Origin of the sequence: Borrelia hispanica CRI (genome assembly GCF_000500065.1) — a bacterium.
Classification (GTDB): domain Bacteria; phylum Spirochaetota; class Spirochaetia; order Borreliales; family Borreliaceae; genus Borrelia; species Borrelia hispanica.
The window spans coordinates 1-1,385 of record NZ_AYOU01000134.1 but is presented as its reverse complement, the minus strand read 5'-3'; the positions used below and the strand labels follow the sequence as shown (position 1 = coordinate 1,385).

Sequence of the window (1,385 nt, the reverse complement as noted above, 5' to 3'; positions counted from 1 at the left end):
AGTTGTGTATGGTCTTTAGGTGTAATATCTGTTCTAACGCTTTGGACATACTTTTTAGTTATTTTTTCAATAAATTCAACAGGAGTGTTTGCACAAAAACTTTCATTTATTATGCGTTTCTTGTTTTCATAAGTCATATTGATAATATTTCTACCATAAAAGGCTGATTTGATAGCGTCTTCTACTGTCATGCCTTGAAATTGATTTGGGTTGAGTGCTCTGTGAAAATAATTGCTTTTTGATGCTAAATGAATTTCCAAATCAACACTAAAATCACCACTAGGATAATCAGTACTCATAGGTGTACCTAAGTACCCAGACATAATAAAGTCATAATCTTTAAGTTCTGCAAATTTTTTATAGTATATTGTGACAATATTACCAGCTTGTAAATTATCAGTAAAATCTATAGGTAAATTCCAAATAGTTAGTTTTGCTTGTTTAGAACATATATAGTTATTGCTTGTATATACATCAGATATTTGGATGTCTATATGTATGCCATCTGTAGTTCGAAGTATAATTTTAGGTTCGTTTGTATTTTTCTTCTTTTCTTCAGTTTCTTCAGTCTTGGTTTCTTCCTTTGGTTTTTCTTTAGGTATGCTCTTTTTTTTAGTTTTTTCAGTTTGAGTTTCATTTTCTTTTTTAGGTATCTCATAGATTTTAGGTTGATCATGGAATTCTATTTTAAAGTCATATTTTAAAAGTCTAGGTTCCATTAATTTATCCTTTATATTTTGTAAATGTTTTGAGAACTTCTAATGTTACACTAATTTCAACCTCATCAAGATATACTGTATCTTTAAGATCAAGAGAAGTAATAGCAACTATTTCTATAAATCCAAAAGATGGGCTGTAAACACTAAATGGCACACTTTCTTTTACCCTATTAGTTATGTGTTGTTTTGCTAAATTGCTAGTATGTGGAAATATGGATTTTCCAAAAGGCACATTAAATGACCATTTAAGTAGTTCTGAATATCCACTAACTAATCTTGCATTATTTAATGTAATAATCTCATCATTGAAAGTAGGATTATAACTTACATGTGTAGATTTACGAGTGTAGTAATCAATTATAGGACGTTTTGAACAAGTAGTATTATATTTCATATTTATTAGTTCACTTTTAGCTTGAATAAAAAATCCTTGTGGGACATATCCTTGTCCTTTGAAATCCATTCGTGGGCATAAAATTAAGAAATTCTGTGTCATAAACACACTAGATAATTGGTTAAAAGTTTCTTTTAAAATAGTTGTTATTTGAGATGGCGTTAAGTGAATATAATCTAGCATTGATTTCATGCCTTTTGCATCTTTGTACTGGTGAATAAAATCAGTTGTAAATTGTGTAATCATATTTATATCTCCTTAAGGTGTTTTTA

General features: G+C 28.7%; 2 protein-coding genes. Both read right to left on the bottom strand.

The annotated features are described in order from the left end of the window. Positions 1-719: DUF693 family protein (locus tag U880_RS10205; protein WP_024655137.1), on the bottom strand; the 719-nt coding region annotated here is incomplete at its 3' end. A 4-nt stretch (positions 720-723) separates the two neighbouring features. Further along, on the bottom strand, positions 724-1,359 hold the full coding sequence (locus U880_RS0105725) for a DUF792 family protein (protein WP_024654544.1): 636 nt from the start codon (positions 1,357-1,359) through the stop codon (positions 724-726). Positions 1,360-1,385 lie beyond the last annotated feature (26 nt).

Excerpts from the sequence above, each read along its gene's own strand:
- U880_RS0105725 (WP_024654544.1), bottom strand. The coding sequence starts at position 1,359 with ATGATTACACAATTTACAACTGATTTTATTCACCAGTACAAAGATGCA.